General features: G+C 65.2%; 3 protein-coding genes. All 3 read left to right on the forward strand.

The window, feature by feature from the left end; genetic code table 11:
- On the forward strand, positions 1–586 hold a 586-nt coding region (locus EN914_RS32880), incomplete at its 5' end, for a glycosyltransferase (protein WP_281034684.1).
- A gap of 5 nt (positions 587–591) precedes the next feature.
- Positions 592–1,971 carry a glutamine synthetase family protein gene (locus tag EN914_RS32885; RefSeq protein WP_013528949.1) on the forward strand — a complete coding sequence of 460 codons (1,380 nt, stop codon included), beginning with the start codon at positions 592–594 and terminating at the stop codon, positions 1,969–1,971.
- 2 nt (positions 1,972–1,973) lie between these two features.
- The coding region (locus tag EN914_RS32890; protein ID WP_127389564.1) for an FAD-dependent oxidoreductase at positions 1,974–2,194 on the forward strand (221 nt) is incomplete at its 3' end.

Raw genomic sequence — 2,194 nt, forward strand, 5'->3', positions numbered from 1 at the left:
GCTCGACCCCGCGCGCTTCGTCTATCTCGAGGGCTGCGTGCGTTCTGAAGGGCCGTTCGAGGTGCCGGTGTTCCCGCGCAATGGCGGGCCGCTGGTCTATGTCAGCTTCGGCAGCCTGGGTGCCATGGATGTCGGCCTGATCGAGCGCATGCTGGTGGTGTTCGACAGGCTGCCGGCGCGCTTCATCGTCAATGCCGGCGGCCTGCGCGACGCTTACCGCGCGGTGCCGGACAATGTCTATCTCGACGCCTGGTTTCCGCAGCCCTCGGTGGTGGCGAAGTCGGATCTGTTCATCCATCACGGCGGCAACAACAGTTTTTGCGAAGCGCTGCGCTTCGGCGTGCCGTCGCTGATCATGCCCTATTGCTGGGATGGACACGACAACGCGCAACGCGCCGAAGAGACCGGCACCGGCGACCATATCGGCCGTGACGGCTGGACCGAAGGAGTGTTGGAGAAAGCCATTCTCGGCCTGCTGGCCGACGATGCCATGCGCGCCCGCCTGAAGGACAATGCAGCCCAAATGGCGCTGAAACCCGGAACGGATGCGGCCGCGCAAGCCATACTCTCTCTGATACGGATTTGAACGAAATGCCTGACAACAACACGAACATCTCGCTCTCCAGCGGCACCGATGCCAAGGCCTGGCTGACCCGGCACGGCATCAACGAAGTCGAGTGCCTGGTGCCCGACATGAACGGCGTCCTGCGCGGCAAGGCCTTGCCGACGGCCAAATTCCTCCAGGCGCTTGAAGACCGCGCGCTCTATCTGCCGAGCAGCGCTTTCCTGGTCAGCATCGACGGCCGCTATTCCGGCTCGATCGACGAGGGTTTTGCCTATTCGGATCCGGACATGCGCATGGTGCCTGATGTATCGACGCTCTGCCTGGCGCCGGGTGCCGCTCCCGGCAAGGCCTATGTCTTTGCCGATGCCTTTCATATGGACGACCGGCCCTGGATGGCCTCGCCGCGCCATGTGCTGCGCGCCGTGCTCGACCTCTACGCCAAGCGCGGCTGGCGGGCGGTGGTGGCGCCCGAGGTGGAATTCTATCTCACCGCGCCCAATCCGGATCCGGACCGGCCGCTGACCGCCCCGGTCGGCGCCAATGGCCGCGCCGAGACCGTGCAGCATCCCTACGATATGGCCGGGCTCGAGGAGTTCGAGCCGGTGATCCGCCGCATTTACGATTATGCGGCGGCGGCCGGCCTGCCGCTCGACACGCTGATCCATGAGTCGGGAACCGCGCAGTTGGAGATCAACTTCCTGCATGGCGATGCGCTGCCGCTGGCCGACAAGGTGCTGCTGTTCAAGCGGCTGACGCGCCAGGCCGCGCAGCAAAGCGGCATGCACGCCACCTTCATGGCCAAGCCGATCGCCGCACAGGCCGGCAGCTCGATGCATCTGCACATGTCGGTCATCGACGAGGCCGGCAGGACTTTGTTTGCCGGCAGCGACGATGCCGACACCGCAATGTTCGGCCACTTCATCGGCGGTCTGCAGAAATATGTCCCCGAAATCATGCCGCTGTTCGCGCCCAACGTGAACTCGTTCCGCCGCATCAGGCCGAACCACAGCGCGCCGGCCAACATCGAATGGTCGCATGACAACCGCTCCTGCGGCCTGCGCGTGCCGGCCGGCGGCCGCGCGGCGCGGCGGGTGGAGAACCGGCTTCCGGGTGCGGATTCCAATCCTTACCTGGCGATCGCCGGCTCGCTGCTTGCCGGCTATCTCGGCGTCGAGCAGAAACTGGCGCGCTCGCCCGAGGCGTCGGGCAATGCCTACAAGATCAAGAGCACGCTGCCGAAGACGATGGAGGAGGCGCTCGATCGTTTCGAGGCTTGCGGCCCGGTGCGGGAACTGCTCGGCGAGGATTTCTTCCAGACTTATCTGCGCGTAAAGAGCGTCGAGCTCGACCTGTTCCAGGGCGTGGTGACGAGCTGGGAACGCGACCACCTTCTGCTGAAGGTGTGATCATGGCTTCCAGTTCAACGGGCTTCAATTCGGGCCTCGATATCGCAAAATCCTATTATGTCGCCACCGCCAATCCGGCGCCGGACCATCCGGCGCTGGTCGGCGACGTCGACACCGACCTGGTTGTCGTCGGCGGCGGCTGCACCGGCCTGTCGGCCGCCCTTCACGCCGCCGAGCGCGGGCTGAAGGTGGTGCTGCTCGAAGGCGGCAAGATCGGCTGGGG

This window comes from Mesorhizobium sp. M7A.F.Ca.CA.001.08.2.1, assembly GCF_003998455.1.
GTDB lineage: Bacteria > Pseudomonadota > Alphaproteobacteria > Rhizobiales > Rhizobiaceae > Mesorhizobium > Mesorhizobium ciceri.

Excerpts from the sequence above, each read along its gene's own strand:
- EN914_RS32885 (WP_013528949.1), top strand. The coding sequence starts at position 592 with ATGCCTGACAACAACACGAACATCTCGCTCTCCAGCGGCACCGATGCC.